Genomic DNA, 16004 nt, shown 5'->3' on the forward strand with positions numbered 1-16004 from the left:
CGGTTTTCAAGAGGTGAGCGTAAGGTGATCACATGCGCGCTGAGCGTGTGGATCACCCGATTGGCCATGATCAAGCGGTGGACACGCTGCGGCGGTCGTACGCCGCGGTGCCCACGGGCGAGCCTGTCCGGCTCGCCAAACGCACCTCCAACCTGTTCCGCCCCCGGTCTGCTCCCCGGGCTCCGGGGCTCGACGTAAGTGGCCTGAACGGCGTGCTGTCGGTCGACCCGACCGGCCGCACTGCCGACGTGCAGGGCATGTGCACCTATGAGGACCTGGTCGACGCGGTGCTGCCGCACGGGCTGATGCCGCTCGTGGTGCCGCAGCTGCGCACCATCACGCTGGGCGGCGCGGTGACCGGCCTCGGCATCGAGTCGACCTCGTTCCGCAACGGCCTGCCGCACGAGTCGGTGCGGGAGTTGGACGTGCTCACCGGCTCCGGCGAGATCGTCACCGCCCGCCCCGACGGCGAGCATGCCGACCTGTTCACCGCGTTCCCCAACTCGCTGGGCAGCCTCGGTTACGCCACCCGGCTGCGCATCGAGCTGCAACCGGTCGGCCGGTACGTGGCGTTGCGCAACGTCCGGTTCACCCAACTGGAGGCGCTCACCGACGCGATCGCGGAGGTGACCGCGACCCGGTCCTGGGCCGGCGAGCGGGTCGACGCGATGGACGGGGTGATGTTCAGCCCTGGCGAGGCGTACCTGGTGTTCGCCACGTTCACCGACGGGGCCGACCCGCCCAGCGACTACACCGGTCAGGCGATCTACTACCGGTCGCTGCGCCAGCGCACCCGCGACGTGCTCACCGCGTACGACTATCTGTGGCGCTGGGACACCGACTGGTTCTGGTGTTCGGCGGCGTTCGGCGCGCAGCACCCGGTCGTGCGCAGGCTCTGGCCGGCGCGTTACCGGCGCAGCGACTTCTACCACCGACTGGTCCGGCTGGAGCACCGACACCAGGTGGCGGCCCGGATCGACCGGCTGCGTGGGCAACCGGCCCGGGAGCGGGTCGTGCAGGACGTGGAGATCCCGTTGAACCAGACCGCCGACTTCCTGCGCTGGTTCGCCGGCGCGGTGGGGATGAACCCGGTCTGGCTGTGCCCGCTGCGACTGCGTGAGCCGGCGGGCCCTGGTTCGGCACGGTCCTGGCCGCTGTATCCACTCCGGCCAGGGCAGGACTACGTCAACATTGGGTTCTGGGGGAGCGTGCCGATCGCGGCGGGCGCCGCCGACGGCGACGTCAACCGCATGATCGAACGCAGGGTGTCGGAGTCGGGCGGGCACAAGTCGCTCTACTCCGACGCGTACTACGACCGGGACGCCTTCGATCGCCTCTACGGCGGCGACACGTGGCGCGCGGTGAAAGACCGCTACGACCCGGACCACCGGCTGACGGGACTGTACGAAAAGGCGGTAGCACGAGCATGAGCCTGACCGACAGAGATCAGGGGGCGGCGAGCGTTCCCGCCACCCCGCCGGCGGGGGGCCGGCACACGGGTCCGACCGTCGCGGATGTCGTCCGCGCGGTCACCACGGGGCCGTTGCCGGTGCGGATCACCGGGTACGACGGCAGCGCCGTCGGCCCGTCCGACGCCGGCATCACCCTGGCGATCCGTTCCGAGCGTGGGCTGTCGTACCTCCTCACCGCACCCGGCGACCTGGGCATGGCCCGGGCGTACGTCAGTGGTGACCTGGCGTTGCAGGGGGTGCACCCGGGCGACCCGTACGAGGCGTTGCGGGTGCTCAAGGACGAGCTGCGGTTGCGCCCACCGTCGCTGGCCGAGGGGTTGGCGCTGGTCCGTGGGCTGGGCTGGGAACGGCTGATGCCGCCGCCGGCACCGCCGCAGGAGGCGCAGCCCCGGTGGAAGCGGGTGGTGAACGGGCTGCGGCACTCGCGGGTTCGGGACAGCACGGCCATCTCGCACCACTACGACGTCTCCAACGCCTTCTACGAGAAGGTGCTCGGCCCGTCGATGACGTACACCTGCGCGGTTTTCGGCTCTCCGGACGACACGCTGGAGCAGGCTCAGGCGGCGAAGTACGACCTGGTCGCCGGCAAGCTGGCGCTCAAGAAGGGGATGCGGCTGCTGGATGTCGGCTGCGGCTGGGGTGGCATGGTGCGGCACGCGGCGCGCGAGTACGGCGTAAAGGCGCTCGGGGTGACCCTGTCGAAGGCGCAGGCGCAGTGGGCGCAGGCCGCGATCGAGCGGGAGGGGTTGACCGAGCTGGCCGAGGTGCGACACCTGGACTACCGGGACGCGCCGGCCGAGCAGTTCGACGCCATCTCCTCGATCGGGTTGACCGAGCACATCGGGGTGCGCAACTACCCGGCGTACTTCGGGGCGTTGCGCAGTCGGCTGCGGCAGGGCGGGCGCCTGCTCAACCACTGCATCACCCGGGCGGACAATCGGGCGCCGCACCGCTCCGGCGCGTTCATCGACAGGTACGTCTTCCCGGACGGTGAGCTGGCCGGGCCGGGCCGGTTGATCAGCGAGGTGCACGATGCCGGGTTCGAGGTGCACCACGAGGAGAACCTGCGCCAGCACTACGCGCTGACGCTTGCCGCCTGGTGTCGCAACCTGGTCGAGCAGTGGGACTTCTGCGTCGCGGAGGTGGGTGCGGGCACCGCACGGGTGTGGGGGCTGTACATGGCCGGGTCGCGGATGGCGTTCGAGCGCAACGGCATCCAACTGCACCAGGTGTTGGCGACCCACAACGGCCCGGACGGCGTGAACGGCTACCCGTTGCGACCGGACTGGTTGCCCTGATCACTTGCTGACCGTCGCCTGAGGCCGCGTCGAGAAAGTCGGCGCGGCTTCTCGCGAAGCGATTGACAAACAAATTTTGTACGTACAAACTGGTTTTGCCATGAGAGACGTCCTGTACCTGGAGCAGATCGAGCAGGCCGAAGTCCTGCTCAAGCCGCAGCGCGTCGAGGTGCTGCGGCAACTGGCCGAACCGCGCACCTGCACCGAGGTCGCGGCCCGACTCGACCAGACGCCACAACGCGTCTACTACCACGTCAAGCAGCTCGTCGCGGCTGGCCTCGTCGAGCTGGTCAACGAACGCAAGGTCCGCGGCATCACCGAAGGCATCTACCAGGCCGCCGCCCGGTCCTACTGGCTGTCCCCGCGGCTCGTCGGCCGGATCGGGCTGCGCCGGGCCCGCGACGAGCTGAGCCTGGGCTACCTGCTCGACCTGATGGAGGAGGTCCAGGCCGACATCGCCGGCCTGGACCGGGCGGCGCCCGAGCTGCCCTCGATCGGGGTCTCCGGCGAGATCCGAGTGCCGGCCGAGCAGCGCCAACAGTTCCTGCACGACCTGCAAACCGCACTTCAGGACTTGTTCACCCGCTACGGCGGCAGCGAAGGCGATGCCTTCAAGCTGGCCGTCGCCTGCTATCCGAAAGGGAACGACAATGAGTGAACCGATGAAGGTGCAGGCCCGTCTCTCCGCGCCGGTCGGGCGGGTTCGCCAGGCCCTGACCGACCCGGCCGAGCTGCGTCTCTGGCTGGCCGAGCACGCCGAGGTCGAGCTGCCCCAGCGGTACGAGTTCTGGGGCCGCTACACGCCCGAGGGCGATGCCCCGCACCAGCGCCTGCTGCACGCCGACGACGACACGCTGCGCTTCGGCTGGCTGCTCGACGGGGTGGAGACCACCACCGAGTTCCAGCTCACCGCCGAGGGCACCGACAGCACCGTGCTGACGCTGACCCAGAGCCACTTCGACTTCGCCGAGGCGATGAGCGGCTCCAGCATCCGGGGCGTGCTCCAGACGTACTGGGCGCTGGCCATCGCCAACCTGGCCGCCCACCTGGAGGGCAAGCCGCTGCTGCCCCGCACCGACTTCACCTCCGCCGACCTGCGCGGTGAGCTGGTCATCGCCGCCCCCGCCGACAAGGTGTGGGAGTCACTGACCGACTCCGAGCAGGCCAGCGCCTGGTTCGGCTACCCGATCGGCATCGAGCCCTGGGTTGGCGGCCGGTACGCCATGGGCGGGTTCGACGCCGGCTACGCGGCCAAGGTCGTCGACCTGGAGCCCGGTCGGAAGATGTCCGTCGACTGGGGGCCGACCGGCGTGACGAGCTGGGAGCTGGCCGAATCCGGTGGCCGCACCACGCTGACCTTCGTGCAGAGCGGCTTCGACGAGGCCAACCCGCCGTACGCGGCCTGGAGTGGGTCGGTTGCCGGGCTGTTCGAGCTGCGCCGCTACCACGAGGTGGCGAACTGGCAGCCGATCTGGCTCCCCGCCGAGATCCCCGGCCTGGAGCCCGCACCGACGAGCTGAGGTCGCCATCCTCGCGTTGATCGTCTCGCCTTGATCGTGCTCGATCATGGATGTAGTGGCCTCGTTCGCCCCGGAGGCCACTACATCCGGATCGAGCACGATCTTGCGGTTGCGGGACGGGCCGCAGTGATTCGCTGGTGGGATCTGGTGACTTTTCGCGGTTGAGTGGGTACTGGCGGGCGATGTTCTTCATCTTTGGTCTGCGCACCAAGGTCGACCGGTCCGGTGTCGTGCAGCAGGTCTGCCGCCACTGCGGCAACCAGGCCGCACAGGTGATCACCCGCCGCTCGACGAAATTCACCCTCTTCTTCATCCCCCTCATACCGATCCGCACCAGGTACGCGCAGCAGTGCACGTTCTGCGCGGCGGAGTATGAGATCTCCAAGTCCGACGCCGAGCGCCTCCCGGTCGGCTGATCCGACGATGGAACGCTTCCTCTGCTGGCTGATCCGCCGACCAGCGTCCTCGGTCGACGTGGCCGTGCACACCGTTGCCCGCCCACCCTGCACCCCCGGACGGCGCAGACGCCGCCGCGCACGCCGCCCCCTGGCCGGCACCACACTGCCCCGCTCACCCTGGAACCGCTCCGCCGGCCGCTGACCCGAGCCGCGAGCCGGGGTAGGCCGGGAGCCGGATCCGGCGTGCACTTTCGGCCCTGGCGGCGTTTCTGGGCGCTGGTTAGGCTTTCGGGGCTTGCCGTGGACCGGTCCTCCCGAGGGTGCACGCACGACGAAAGAGCCGGAGCGACCGTGTCCCGACAGGACGGAAAGCAGGCTGCGGGGTCGCTCAACCCCGTTGGTGCCTTCCTCGCGGCTGCGGTCATCCTGCTGGAGGCGGGTTGGCTGGTCGCCGGCTTGCCCGGCGCCGCGCTGGTAAGTGATCTCGGCGCGATGCTTGTCGCCGGCTGGGCGACGCTCGCGTGCATCGGGGCGGCCCGCCGGCATCCGGCGCCGCTGCGCCGGTTCTGGACGCTGCTCGCCGTCACCATGGCGCTCGCCGCGTTCGGTCGGTCGATCTGGACGGTGCAGCGGCTCGTCGGCGGGGACCTGCCGCACACGCCGGTGGTCGGGGTGGTCTTCACCGCCGGCATCCTCACCGGCACTGCCGCGCTGCTCAGCTCGCCGTCCGCACCACGCAGCGCGGTCGGGCGGGCCCGTACGTTGCTGGACGGGGTGATCGTCGCCCTGGCCCTGGTGCCGATCGGTTGGGTGCTGGTCTTCCGTGGGGTCGCCGCCGCCGAGCTGGCCGACCCGGCGCGCACGTTGGGGCTGCTCTACCCGATGTTCGACCTGATGCAGCTCACCATCCTGGTCGCGGTGTCCGGCCCGGCCCGGCCGATGTGGCGGCCGATGAGCATCCTCGCGGCGAGCCTCACCCTGCGGGTCGTCGCCGACGTCGTCTACGTGTCGTTGGTGGCCCGCGCCGACTACACCGCCGGTCACCCGATCGACCTGTGTTGGCCGTTGAGCTACCTGTTGATCGGGCTGGCCACCCGGAACCCGCCGCCGTCGGCCTGCGACGGCACCGACGACATCGCCGAGTCGCCGTTGCCGCCCTGGTGGCGGGTGGCGCTGCCGTACCTGCCGGTGGGTGGGGCGATCATCGCGGTGGTGCTGGCCCGCCGGCCCACCGGGCAGACTCCGCACCTGGTGTTCGTGACCATGATGGCGTTGCTCGCGGCCCTCGCCGTGCGTCAGGGGTTGGCCGCCAACGAGAACCTCCGGTTGGTGGCCCGGCTGCGCCGGCTCGCGTACGGCGACCAGCTCACCGGGCTGCCCAACCGGCTGCTGTTCAACCGGCGGTTGCGGGTGGCCCTGCGCGACGGGCGACCGGTGGCGGTGCTGCTGCTCGACCTGGACGGGTTCAAGCAGGTCAACGACCGCTTCGGGCATGCCACCGGGGACGCCCTGCTGACCGGGCTCGCGGCCCGGATGCGGGTTGCCGTGGACGGCGACGGCACCATCGCCCGGCTCGGCGGCGACGAGTTCGCGGTGCTTGTCGACGGTGAGCGGCCGGTGGCGCCCGAGCGGCTCGCCGAGCGGTTGCTGGACGCGTTGCGGCCCTCCGACGACGAGGAGGACGTGGGCGTGCACCCGTCGGCGAGCATCGGCATCGCCGAGTTCGGCCCGCAGCACGCCACCCACTCCGATCTGCTGCGCGACGCCGACATCGCCATGTACGCGGCGAAGGCGGCCGGGAAGTCCGCGTACCGGACGTGCACGCCGACGCTGCGCGAGTCGGCCGTCTCCCGCGCTGAGTTGATCGCCGATCTGCGTCGGGCGGTCGACGAGGACCAGCTGCGCCTGGAGTTCCAACCCATCGTCGACCTGGCCACCGGCGCGGTACGCAGCGCCGAGGCGTTGGTGCGCTGGCGGCACCCCCGGCTGGGGATGTTGCCGCCGGCGAAGTTCCTGCCGCTGGCCGAGGAGACCGGGCTGATCCTGCCGATCGACCGGTGGGTGATCCATGAGGCGTGCCGGGCGGCGGCGACCTGGCGGTGCCGGGTGCCGGAGGCGACCGTCGCGGTGAACATCGCCGCCGCGCACCTGCGTCGGCCGGACCTGATCGCCACGGTCACCGCGGCGACCAGCGCGGCCGGGCTGGCACCGCGAGCGTTGACCCTGGAGTTGACCGAGTCGGCGCTGATCGAGGGCACCGAGGCGGTGCTGGAGCGGCTGCACCAGCTCCGGGAGCTGGGCATCCGGATCGCCATCGACGACTTCGGCACCGGCTACTCGTCGCTGAGCTACCTGCACCGCATCCCGGCCACCGAGCTGAAGATCGACAGGTCGTTCGTGTCCCGACTGGGCACCGACGACCGGGCGTACGCCACCGTGGAGATGGTCACCCGACTGGCCGGCGCGTTCGACCTGGCGGTGGTCGCCGAGGGCGTGGAGACCGAGCGCCAGCACCAGGCGGTCACTGCGATCGGCTGCCCACGCGGCCAGGGCTATCTGTACGGGCGGCCGGACGGCCCCGCCATGGTGGGCCAGAATCGGAGTTGACTCTCACGTAGCGGCAGGCGGGAGCCTGGTTCCCGGAAGGGAGGGGAACCATGGCGTACACGGTGGGTCAGGTGGCGAAGGTGGCCGGCGTGACGGTGCGGACGCTGCACCACTACGACGAGATCGGGCTGCTCTCGCCCAGCGGGCGGACCTCGGCCGGTTACCGCCGCTACGACGACGCGGACCTGCAACGGCTGCAACTCGTCCTGTACTACCGGGAGCTGGGTTTCCCGCTTGAGGAGATCACCGCGATCATCGACGACCCGGCGGCCGATCCGGCCGCGCACCTGCGCCGCCAGCACGATCTGCTGACGGTACGGCTGAAGCGGTTGCAGGAGATGGTCACGGCGATCGAGTTCGCGATGGAGGCGAGCAAGATGAACATCCAACTCACGCCGGAGGAGCGGTTCGAGGTCTTCGGTGACTTCGACCCGGAGGAGCACCAGGCCGAGGCCGAGCAGCGGTGGGGCGACACCGACGCGTACCGGGAGTCGAACCGGCGGGTCGCCCGCTACAGCAAGGAAGACTGGCTGCGTAACAAGGCGGAGAACGAGGAGTGGGGTCGGCGGATGGTCGCCGTCATGGCCTCGGGGGCGTCGGCGGACAGCCCGGAGGCGATGGAGTTGGCCGAGGAGCACCGGCAGCTGATCAGCCGCTGGTTCTACGAGTGCTCGTACGAGATGCAGACCGGGTTGGCCGACATGTACCTGGCCGACGAGCGGTTCACCGCGTACTTCGAGAACATCGCCGAAGGGCTCGCCGCGTATCTACACGAGGCGATCCACGCCAACGCGATCAGCCGCGCGTGAGTCGGTGCGGTCCGGCTACTCTGGCCGGACCGCACCGCCCCCGGGGAGATGACCGTGCAGAAACCGAAGCTGATCGTCACTGGTGCCGTCCTCGCCGTGGCGGTCGCCGCCGGGGTGTGGGCGTTCGTGGCCTTCGGGGACGAGCCCGAGCCGGGTCGTCCGGCGGCGTCGGCGGGCCCGACCGACCCGGTCGGTGTGCTGAAGGCCGCCGCCGGGAAGGTCGACCAGCAGACCTACAAGCTGACGTTGAGCAGCGGCGGGACGACGGGCGGGGACGGCACTGTGGTGCTCTGGGACCCGAGGGCGAAGCGTGGTGTGGAGACCACCTCCCTGAAGGTCCCGAGCGGCGAGGTGAAGATCGAACGGCTCACCACCGGGCCGGACGTCTACGTGCGGATCAGCGCACCGGACCGGCGCGTCCCGGTCTGGGACGGCAAGACCTGGTGGCATGTCGGCGCTCCGGGTGCACCGCCGGCCAAGCAGGGCCTGGACAACACCAAGCTGGCCGGCACGCTCAGCACGGCGACCGCCGTCCGGCAGACCGCCACCCGGGAGTACGCGGGCACGCTGGACCTGCGCCAGAGCAGCGCGGTGTTGGGCAGCGGGGTCGGCAATGTGCTCGGTGACCGGGCCGGCGCGGTGCCGTTCACCGCTGCCGTCGACGAGCAGGGTCGGCTGGTCCGCTACCGCATCGAGTTGGCCAGCGAGCAGTCGCAGACCGCACAGCTCGACCTGACGTACTCGGATTTCGGGCTGTCGGTGTCGGCGGACCCGCCGGCGGCCGACCTGGTCGGCGAGGACCCGCCGGCGAACATCCCGGGCGCCTGACGTCGGCTCACTCCTCGACCGCCCCGTCGACGGGGGTGACCAGGAAGTCGTAGACCGTACGGGCCATCCGTCGGACCGTCTCGTCGCCGGTGGCCATCGGCCCGGCGGTGAGGAACGCGACGGCGGTCTCGGTGCCGGGGATCAGGTAGTAGCCGACGTCGTGGGAGGCGTCCGGCAGGTCGCCGGTCTTGTGGGCCACCGGCACCCCGGGGGGCAACGCCGCCGGGATCTTCGTGTTCAGGGTCTGCTCCCGCATGAACCCGATCATCAGGTCGCGGGAGGCGGGGGTGAGGATCTCGCCGTCCCAGACCGCGCCGAGCAGGGACACCACGTCGTCCGGGCTGGTGTAGTTCTCCTCGCCGCGTTGCGCCGCCGCGCTGTCGAGCATCCGGCGGGCCAGGATGGTGGAGCGCTGGTTCATCGAGTCGATCAGCGCGTTGACCGGGGCGAACCCACCCAGGTAGGTGATCAGCACGTTCGCGGCCACGTTGTCGCTGTACTTGATCAGGTACTGGGCGAGCCGGTGCAGGGTGACCACCTGCGGGAACGTCTCGAACTGCAGTTGACCGGTGCCGCCGACCACGTCCTGGGGCGTGACCAGCACCCCGTCGTCGAGGGCGACCTGTCCACAGTCGACCCGGCGCAGCAGCTCGACCAGGATCCATAGTTTGATCACGCTGGCCGCCTTGGGACGCAGCGAGCCGTTGACGGCGATCTGCTGGTCGCCGTAGCGGCCGGACAGGTCGCGGACGGTGACACCGGCCGGGTTGAGGCTCGCGTCGGCGACCACCCGGGCGAGCTGCCCGCTGAGTGGGAAGAGCCGGGCCCCGGCGACCGGGTCGGTGGGCGGCTGCGGGCTGGTGACCACCACACCGGTAAGGGTCGTCGGCGGGCGGTGCCGTTGGATCACCTCAAGCGTGCCCTCGCTGCGCCCGACCAGCGGCACCCGGTAGCGGTAGGCCGTGCCTCCGACGACGACAGCACCGCTGGCCACCCCGGCGGCTACCTGCATGTTCGGGTCGGCGACCCGACCGGTGTCGCCGTCGCAGGCGCGGTAGCGCACGGTGTGCCCGAGCGAGTCCACCGCGAACGCCCCACCGGGGAACGACAGCCAGGAGACCTCGCTCGTCGGCGGGCGCTCCGGCGTCGGTTCCACCCCGGGCTCGTGGCTCTCCGCGGCGGGCTCGCGGCCCGGGCCGTCCGCGGTGGCCGGCCCGGTCGTCGCGACCACCGCGAGCGCGACCGCCGCCGACAGCCACTTCAGGGGTACGCGGGCAGAGTTCCCCAGCAGGGAAGATGAGCGCCTCTTGTCGCTTTTTCTCACGTTTGCACGATATGAAGCGCTGGTGGCGGGTGAGGCCGGCGGGAACCGTGTCACCCGTCTGGGCGGGGATGTCCTGACGAGCGTGATGACACACAGGCATCACGATGACTCACAGACATCATGCTCATCAGCAACCTCGACGCTAGGAGGTCCACCATGTTGATCATCGCAGGCAGCTTGCGTGTCGAACCGGCCACCCGCGACGCCTACCTGTCCGACTGCGGCCCGGTCATCGCGCGGGCCCGCGCCACCGCCGGCTGCCTCGACTTCCTGCTGGCGGCGGACCCGTTGGAGCCCGACCGGATCCACGTCTACGAACGCTGGGAGTCCGCCGAGCAGTTGGCCGCGTTCCGTGGCTCCGGGCCGGACGACGTGCAGGAAGCGGCCATCCTCGACGCCGACGTGCAGCGCTACCTGATCGCCAGCGTCGAGGCGCCCTGACCCGGCACGATCCGGCAGCGGTCACTGACCCGGCGCGAGCCGGCAGCGGTCACGCCGGTGGTTCCGGGCCGGTGGGCAGGCCGGGCGCCATCCGGCGGATCGAGGCGAAGGTGGGTGTCAGGGCGTCGTACAGCTCGGCGAAGAGCGGCAGCAGCGCCGCGTAGGTGGCGGCGGCGGCCGGGTCCGGGCGGACCGTCTCCTCGATCCGCACCAGGTCGGCGGCGACGTCGATGCTGGGGATCAGCCCGAGCGCCTGCATGCCGAGCAGCGCCGCGCCGAAGCTCGACCCCTCGTGCGCGGCCGGGAAGCTGACCGGCAGGCCGAGGGCGTCGGCGAGCATCTGCCGCCACAGGCCGCTGCGGGCGAAGCCGCCACCGGCGCGGACCTCGCGGACCTCGTTGCCGGCGGCGCGCACCGAGCTGAGCACCAGCGCGAGCTGCTGGCAGACGCCCTCCAGCGCGGCCCGCACCAGATGCTCGCGGCGGTGCCCGTGGGTCAACCCCACGTACGCGCCGCGCGGCAGGGCGCTCCAGTGCGGTGCCCGTTCACTGTGCAGGTACGGCAGCATGATGAGCCCGCCCGAGCCGACCGGCGCGCGGGCCGCCAGGGCGACCAGGTCCTCCTCGGCGTGCTCGCCCAGATCCGGGGCGAGCGCCGCGCCGGCCCACTTGAGGACGATCCCGCCGTTGTTGATCGCGCCACCGACCGCCCAGCGCTGCTCGGTCAGCGCGTAGCAGAACACCCCTCCGAGCGGGTCCACGCCGGGCCGCTCGACCATCACCCGCATCGCGCCGCTGGTGCCGATCGAGCAGGCCACCATGCCGGGGTGCACCGCGCCGAGGCCGAGGTTCGCCAGCGGCCCGTCGCCCGCGCCGACCACCACCGGGGTGCGCTCCGGCAGGCCGGTCTCGGCAGCGACCTGCGGGGTGAGGCCGGGCAGCACGGCGGTGGTGGCGACCAGTTGTGGAAGCTGCTCCTCGGTGATGCCGGCGATGGTCAGCGCCTCGTGGTCCCACTCCAGCTTGTGGATGTCGAGCAGGCCGGTGGCCGAGGCGATCGAGTGGTCGACGACAAGCGCGTCGCAGAGCCGCAGCAGCACCCAGTCCTTGATGCCCACCCAGTGCGCCACCCGCTCGAAGAGCATCGGCTCCTGCTCGGCGAACCAGAGCAGCTTGGGCAGCGGCGACATCGGGTGCATCGGCGTGCCGGTACGCCGGTGCAGGGCCAGCCCCGACGGCACCGCCCGCAACCGCTCGGCCTGTCGGGTCGACCGCGAGTCGGCCCAGGTCACCGAGGGGGTGAGCGGATTACCGTCCCGATCCAGCCCGATCAGGCTGTGCATGGCGGAGCTGAACGACAGCCCGGCCACCGGCTGCACCAGCTCGGCCACGACCACGCTGATCGTCTTGAGCACCGCCTGGAGGATGAGGTGCGGGTCCTGCTCGGCGTAGCCGGGTTGCGGGTTGTCCAGCGGGTAGCCGACCGCGTGGCTGCCGAGCTGCCGCCCCTCGGTGTCGTACGCGATGGCTTTGGTGCTTGTGGTGCCGATGTCGACCCCGATCACGACCCCATGCAGGGTGACTGCCGGCACGACCGCCACCCCCTCGGAGAACATGAACCGCCGCGATCAGTATCCCCCTATCGTGCTGGTTGCTCCACCGATCGGACAGTTCGCCCGATTCGGCGTGTCCGGCCGCCGCGCCGCGACTGTTAAACCGTGTGACACCCCCAGATTGGTGGCCTGCGCGGCGAAGGAGTCGGCGTGGCAAAGACTGAATCGACGGGTTCCACTTGGCGGTACCGGTGGGCGCACCGGCAGAACGTGCGGCGGGTCAGCACCTACCGCGGCGCTGAGGCGGCGTGGCAGCGACGCGACGACGAGTTACGGCGGCTACGTGCCCTGGCCGCCGACTTCCAGGGCTCGGCGGCGGCCGGTGCCGGCCTGCCGTTGGAGTTGGCCGCCGACGAGGTGGTGCTCTGGGCGCTGCCCGCCGCGCAGTTGGTCGAGGTACGGCACACCACTGTGCTGCCCGCACCGGACCTCACGGTCGCCCCGCGCACTGGTCCGCTGCGCCCGCGCCGCCCGGACGGCGTACGCGTCACCGACGCCGGCATGGCCCTGATCACCAGCCGTCGGCTCGTGCTGCTCGGCGGGCGGGGCCGGCGCGACTGGGCGTACGGCCGAATGACCGGCCTGGCCCACGACCCGGCGGCGCCGGTCACCCTGATCCAGGTGCTGGACCGGCGGCGTACCTCCGGGTTGTTGCTGCCCACCGACGCCGCGCCGGATTTCCGGTTCAAGCTGACGCTGGCCTTCGCCGACGCGATCGAGCAGCGCGCCGCGGTCCTCGCCCAGCTCGACGAGCTGATCGCCGAGCACGCCCAGCTCAAGCCGTTCCGGCCGGCCGCAGCCACCCCCGGGCAGGCCCGGCTGTCGTCGTTCGTGCCCGGTGGCCGGCGGACCATCGCGGTAGCGGCGGCCATCGCGCTGCTGGTGCCGGCGGCGCTTATCGAGTCGAACCCGTCCGACCCGACGGGCGGCGCGGAGGTCGCCGCCGCCGCCACCCCGGCACCCACCGCCAGCGTGGCGCCCGCGCTGATCCGCCCGGCCGGCCCACCGCTCGGGCCGAAGACCTCGCCGTCGAAACCGGCGAAGTCACCACGGCCGTCGCCCAGCACGACCCAGGGCCCGCGCTGCGGGGCGCCGGAGAACCCGCTGGGGTACGACTTCTGTGGCGGTACGCGGATCCGCAAGCCGGCTGCCGAGGTGTGCGACTGGTTCGACTGCGTACCGCAGTTCTGGGCGGGTCGCGGTTACCTCGTGCAGTGCCGCGACGGGTCGATAAGCCTGGCCGGCGGCCGGTCCGACGCGTGCGTCGAACACGAGGGCGTGCGGCGGACCGTCACGAAGTGACCGATTCGGGGGCTAAAGTCCGCTTTGATCGGCCAGAATGATCGAGTGGAGATCCGGTCTGACGATGGCGCTCGGGTGCGGATACGCCCCGTCGGCTACCAGCCCGGCATCGACCCGCCCGACGACCCCGACGGCGTGGTGCCCGGCTGGCACGACTGGCTGCTCATCGAGGTGGACGCCCGCACCGCCGACGGTCAGACCTGGTCGCACCATTACCCGAGCCTGATGGTGGAGGAGGCCCGCGCGCTCGGCGGCTGGCTGCACGGGCAGGCCAACGCCGCCCTCGGGCTGAGCGCGCCGCCGGCCATGGTCCGGTTCACCGAACCCAACCTGGCCCTGCGCAGCCGGGTGCTGCGCCGCCGCCGGCTGGAGCTGATCGTGGAGTTCTCCGCCGAGTCGCTGCCACCGTGGATGCGCCGCCCGTCCAGCGCGATCTACCCGCTCATCCTCACCGTCTCGGCGGACGCCCTGGCCACCGCCGCCGAACACTGGGCCGAGCACTGCGAGGCGTACCCACCGCGTACCCAATCGCGGTTTCCGGTCCGGGATCCGATGACGGACCGCCGCCGGGCCGGCTGACCATCTGCAACTCTCTCCTTCCGGGCACAACGGGACACATCGATCGCGGTCGCGTTGCCTGTCACGTACGTGAGCGGTTGTACCGCGTGTGACCGTGACCTCTGTGGCCTGTGCCCCCTGGCGGATCGCCTGGGCCGAACGCGAGAACGAGCGCCGGCAGCGCGCGTACCGCGACGCCACCGACGCCTGGCAACGCCGCAACGACCACCTGGCCCGGCTCCGCATCGAAGCCGCCAGCTTCCTCGGGTGTACGCAGCCCCGCACCGGCCTGCCCGTGCAGCTCGACGACGACGAACTCGTCTTCCGCGTCCTCCCCGTCGCCCAGCTCGTCGAGGCCGAGGCGCGGCACATCCCCGGGCTGCCCACCCCCGGCCTATCTGACTTCGCCGAGACCGCGGATCCGGTGTTGCCGACGGGCCTGCGGGTCGTCGACACCGGGATGGCCGTCGTGACCAGCCGACGAGTGGCCTTCGGCGGCGGTGAGCACCGGCGCGAGTGGCGGTACGCGGACCTGGTCGGCCCCGCCCACCACCCCGACGTGCCGGTCACCCTGCTGCCCGACCGTGGTCGACTTGCTGGGCTGCTCGTCCCGGCCGGCGCGGTGGTGAACTTCCGGTTCTACCTCACCCTCGCGGTTGCCGGGGATCGTGCTGCCGTTGTCGCCCAGGTCGACGCCCTGCTGGACGCTCATCGGGGTGCTCGGCCTGCTTTGCTGCCGCTGGTGGAACCCGACGAGGCGCCGCTGACGGCGGTACGCCCCGACCGGCGGGCGCTCGGCGCTGCCGCCGCCGCTGCCGTGGTGTTCGTGACGCTGGGCCCGGGCGCTCTGGGGCCCGGCGCTCTGGGGCCCGGTGCGTGGGGTCCTCGCGGGCCGGTGCCCTCGGCGGAGATCGTCGCCATGGACGTGCCGAGGGTTGTCCTCGTTCCGGTGCCTCCCGTCGGGCCGGTGGCACCCAAGTCGCGGGCCAGAGCGGTCGACCGTGCCGCAGCGAGCTGGCCGTATGCGCCGCCTGTGCAGCGGTCGGCTCCGGCAGCTTCTACAGTGGTGGAAGCTGCTGTTGCGGTGGCCCTGCCGCCGGCCGCAACGCCGTCGGTTGCCCCGGCACCGTCGGTCAGTTCGGTGCCGACGCCGGGGCCGGTCCCCAGCACCGACCCCCCTGCGTCAGCCGTCCCGACGCCGCCTGTCGCGTCGGCTTCGCCGACCCCGACCCCGACTGCGACCTCTACGCCTTCGCCTGATCCGGGGCTGCTGGCGGTCTGCCTGGATCCTCTTCAGCTTCCGTTGCTGGACCCGCTGCTCTGCCCGTCGCCGACACCCTGATCGGCGTCTGTGTCGGCGCGGCGTCTGTGCCGGCTCCTCAGTTCGTGGCGCTGAGCCTTAGTTCGTGGCGCTGAAGTTGGGGACGGTCAGGGTGCCGTCCTCGGCGAGGGTGAAGCCCGGGTTCCAGGCGATCTCCCAGAGGTGACCGTCCGGGTCGGCGAAGTAGCCGGCGTAGCCGCCGTAGAAGGTCTCCCGGGCAGGCGTGGTTACCTCGCCGCCGGCCTTGATTGCCGTGGCGATTACCTCGTCTACCTCCGCTCGCGAGCGGACGTTCTGGGCCAAAGTCATCGCGCCGGAACCCGGACCTTCGATGCCGGCGTCGGCGGCGAGCTTGTCGCGGCCCCAGAGGACGAGGGCCAGGCCGCCGGCCTGGAAGAAGACCGTCTCCTCGACCTCCTGGCCTTGCCAGCCGAGCTGCTCGTAGAACGCCTTCGCGCGGGCTACGTCCGCGACTCCCAGAGTGATCAGGCTGATCCGCTGCTCCATGGCCTTC

Annotated in this window: 15 protein-coding genes; 12 read left to right on the forward strand and 3 right to left on the reverse strand. The window is 71.3% G+C overall.

Annotated elements, in window-relative coordinates:
- The first annotated feature begins 32 nt into the window (after positions 1-32).
- The 8 genes from IF46_RS0125290 to IF46_RS33420 all read left to right on the forward strand — a co-directional run bounded on the left by IF46_RS0125290 (position 33) and on the right by IF46_RS33420 (position 8932).
- Positions 33-1430 carry an FAD-binding oxidoreductase gene (locus IF46_RS0125290; RefSeq protein ID WP_030490874.1) on the forward strand — a complete coding sequence of 466 codons (1398 nt, stop codon included), beginning with the start codon at positions 33-35 and terminating at the stop codon, positions 1428-1430.
- Positions 1427-2770, forward strand: a complete 1344-nt coding sequence (locus IF46_RS0125295; RefSeq protein ID WP_030490875.1) for a class I SAM-dependent methyltransferase — start codon at positions 1427-1429, stop codon at positions 2768-2770. The genes IF46_RS0125290 and IF46_RS0125295 overlap by 4 nt, the downstream gene beginning before the upstream one ends.
- A 100-nt stretch (positions 2771-2870) precedes the next feature.
- Positions 2871-3428, forward strand: a complete 558-nt coding sequence (locus IF46_RS0125300) for a winged helix-turn-helix domain-containing protein (RefSeq protein WP_030490876.1) — start codon at positions 2871-2873, stop codon at positions 3426-3428.
- Positions 3421-4290 carry an SRPBCC family protein gene (locus tag IF46_RS0125305; protein WP_030490877.1) on the forward strand — a complete coding sequence of 290 codons (870 nt, stop codon included), beginning with the start codon at positions 3421-3423 and terminating at the stop codon, positions 4288-4290. Before IF46_RS0125300 ends, IF46_RS0125305 begins: the two co-directional genes overlap by 8 nt.
- Before the next feature lie 182 nt (positions 4291-4472).
- Entirely contained in the window at positions 4473-4706 is a 234-nt protein-coding gene (locus tag IF46_RS0125310) for a zinc-ribbon domain-containing protein (RefSeq protein ID WP_030490878.1), read from the forward strand.
- Between the two features lie 333 nt (positions 4707-5039).
- Entirely contained in the window at positions 5040-7295 is a 2256-nt protein-coding gene (locus tag IF46_RS0125315) for a putative bifunctional diguanylate cyclase/phosphodiesterase (protein WP_030490879.1), read from the forward strand.
- Positions 7296-7345: 50 nt separating this feature from the next.
- Positions 7346-8104 (forward strand): MerR family transcriptional regulator, encoded by a 759-nt coding sequence (locus IF46_RS0125320; protein ID WP_030490880.1) that lies wholly within the window; start codon positions 7346-7348, stop codon positions 8102-8104.
- A 54-nt stretch (positions 8105-8158) separates the two neighbouring features.
- Positions 8159-8932, forward strand: coding sequence for a hypothetical protein (locus IF46_RS33420; RefSeq protein ID WP_157563459.1), 774 nt, complete (start codon positions 8159-8161; stop codon positions 8930-8932).
- A 7-nt stretch (positions 8933-8939) separates the two neighbouring features.
- Here IF46_RS33420 and IF46_RS0125330 read toward each other — a convergent pair whose 3' ends face one another.
- Complete coding sequence (locus IF46_RS0125330) at positions 8940-10256, reverse strand: serine hydrolase (RefSeq protein WP_157563462.1); 1317 nt, start codon at positions 10254-10256, stop codon at positions 8940-8942.
- A 156-nt stretch (positions 10257-10412) separates the two neighbouring features.
- On the opposite strand from IF46_RS0125330, the gene IF46_RS0125335 reads away from it, so the two are divergent.
- Positions 10413-10697, forward strand: a complete 285-nt coding sequence (locus IF46_RS0125335; protein ID WP_030490883.1) for a putative quinol monooxygenase — start codon at positions 10413-10415, stop codon at positions 10695-10697.
- Positions 10698-10746: 49 nt separating this feature from the next.
- On the opposite strand, the gene IF46_RS0125340 is transcribed toward IF46_RS0125335, so the two are convergent.
- Positions 10747-12288 carry a gluconokinase gene (locus IF46_RS0125340; RefSeq protein ID WP_030490884.1) on the reverse strand — a complete coding sequence of 514 codons (1542 nt, stop codon included), beginning with the start codon at positions 12286-12288 and terminating at the stop codon, positions 10747-10749.
- A gap of 171 nt (positions 12289-12459) precedes the next feature.
- Between IF46_RS0125340 and IF46_RS0125345 the strand changes: the two genes are divergently transcribed.
- From IF46_RS0125345 to IF46_RS33425, 3 genes are all read left to right on the forward strand, one after another.
- Positions 12460-13611, forward strand: a complete 1152-nt coding sequence (locus tag IF46_RS0125345; RefSeq protein WP_030490885.1) for a hypothetical protein — start codon at positions 12460-12462, stop codon at positions 13609-13611.
- Positions 13612-13656: 45 nt separating this feature from the next.
- Positions 13657-14190, forward strand: a complete 534-nt coding sequence (locus IF46_RS0125350) for a hypothetical protein (protein ID WP_030490886.1) — start codon at positions 13657-13659, stop codon at positions 14188-14190.
- A 103-nt stretch (positions 14191-14293) separates the two neighbouring features.
- Positions 14294-15511: a hypothetical protein gene (locus tag IF46_RS33425; protein WP_157563466.1), complete on the forward strand. Its 1218-nt coding sequence runs from the start codon at positions 14294-14296 to the stop codon at positions 15509-15511.
- 57 nt (positions 15512-15568) lie between these two features.
- On the opposite strand, the gene IF46_RS0125360 is transcribed toward IF46_RS33425, so the two are convergent.
- Positions 15569-15997 (reverse strand): VOC family protein, encoded by a 429-nt coding sequence (locus IF46_RS0125360; protein ID WP_030490887.1) that lies wholly within the window; start codon positions 15995-15997, stop codon positions 15569-15571.
- Between the last annotated feature and the right edge of the window lie 7 nt (positions 15998-16004).

Origin of the sequence: Micromonospora chokoriensis, assembly GCF_000718555.1 — a bacterium.
GTDB classification, from domain to species: Bacteria; Actinomycetota; Actinomycetes; order Mycobacteriales; family Micromonosporaceae; genus Micromonospora; species Micromonospora chokoriensis_B.

Bases quoted from the DNA above. Each gene is read 5' to 3' on its own strand.
- IF46_RS0125290 (WP_030490874.1), top strand. From the start codon at position 33: ATGCGCGCTGAGCGTGTGGATCACCCGATTGGCCATGATCAAGCGGTG.
- IF46_RS0125295 (WP_030490875.1), top strand. From the start codon at position 1,427: ATGAGCCTGACCGACAGAGATCAGGGGGCGGCGAGCGTTCCCGCCACC.
- IF46_RS0125300 (WP_030490876.1), top strand. From the start codon at position 2,871: ATGAGAGACGTCCTGTACCTGGAGCAGATCGAGCAGGCCGAAGTCCTG.
- IF46_RS0125305 (WP_030490877.1), top strand. From the start codon at position 3,421: ATGAGTGAACCGATGAAGGTGCAGGCCCGTCTCTCCGCGCCGGTCGGG.
- IF46_RS0125310 (WP_030490878.1), top strand. From the start codon at position 4,473: ATGTTCTTCATCTTTGGTCTGCGCACCAAGGTCGACCGGTCCGGTGTC.
- IF46_RS0125320 (WP_030490880.1), top strand. From the start codon at position 7,346: ATGGCGTACACGGTGGGTCAGGTGGCGAAGGTGGCCGGCGTGACGGTG.
- IF46_RS0125335 (WP_030490883.1), top strand. From the start codon at position 10,413: ATGTTGATCATCGCAGGCAGCTTGCGTGTCGAACCGGCCACCCGCGAC.
- IF46_RS0125360 (WP_030490887.1), bottom strand. From the start codon at position 15,997: ATGGAGCAGCGGATCAGCCTGATCACTCTGGGAGTCGCGGACGTAGCC.